This is a genomic window from Streptomyces lasiicapitis, assembly GCF_014646335.1.
GTDB classification, from domain to species: Bacteria; Actinomycetota; Actinomycetes; order Streptomycetales; family Streptomycetaceae; genus Streptomyces; species Streptomyces lasiicapitis.
The window spans coordinates 1-953 of sequence record NZ_BMNG01000044.1 but is presented as its reverse complement, the minus strand read 5'-3'; the positions used below and the strand labels follow the sequence as shown (position 1 = coordinate 953).

Here is a 953-nt window from a genome sequence, read left to right as displayed (position 1 = left end):
GCAACCCCTTCAACCCACTCCCCGAACCCGACGACGCCAACTCCCGGTCCACCACCGCCGTCGGCGCCGAATTCCGCACCCTCAACCGCACCCGATCCGCCTCATACCGCACCTCCACCCGCACCCCACTCCCCGGAGCGTGCTTCCGCACATTCGTCAACGCCTCCTGCACAATCCGATACGCCGTCCGCGCCACCACCGGAGACGACACCGAACGATCCCCCGACTCAGACAACTCCACCTCAACCCCCACCGCCCGACACTCCTCCACCAACACCGACAACCCCCAATCACCCACCCCCACACCCGAAGAGACCCCCGACGACCCGACCCCCGACTCCACCAACCCCACCGCACTCTCCGGCGACCGCAGCACCCCCACCAAATCCCTCAACTCCTCCAACGCCTGACACCCCGCAGCCCGCAACCCCTCCGCCTCCGCACGCACCCGCTCATCCGAAGACACCACCCGCAACGCCCCCGCCTGCAACACCATCAACGACACCCGATGCGTCACCACATCATGCATCTCCCCCGCCAAACGCACCCGCTCCTCCGCACGCGCCCGCTCCGCCAACAAAAACTGCTCCCGCTCCGCCCGCTCCGCCCGCTCCGTCAACGCCACAATCAACCCCCGCCGCGCCGCCACATACATCCCCAACAACGCCGGCACCGCCGTCAACAACACCCCCGACGCCGCCACCGCGAACGACAACTCCCACAACCGCGTCGCCACCAACGTCAACACACCCGTCAACACCCACGCACCCCGCGGCCGCGACGAATACACCACCGCCGAATACGCCGCAAACGGCGCAGCCAACGGCACCCACACCCCCGACCCATCCACCGACGTCACCAACAACCCCGGCACCCACCACACCGACAACGACATCAACACCGCCGACACCGTCGCCACACCCAACACCACCAACGGCCACACCCGCCGCACC

1 protein-coding gene is annotated in these 953 nt (G+C 68.1%); it reads right to left on the bottom strand.

Annotation, left to right across the window (positions count from 1 at the left end):
• Nucleotides 1-919, bottom strand: a 919-nt coding sequence (locus tag IEY91_RS41440) for a sensor histidine kinase (RefSeq protein ID WP_229697757.1), incomplete at its 3' end; no start/stop codon positions are given.
• Between the last annotated feature and the right edge of the window lie 34 nt (nt 920-953).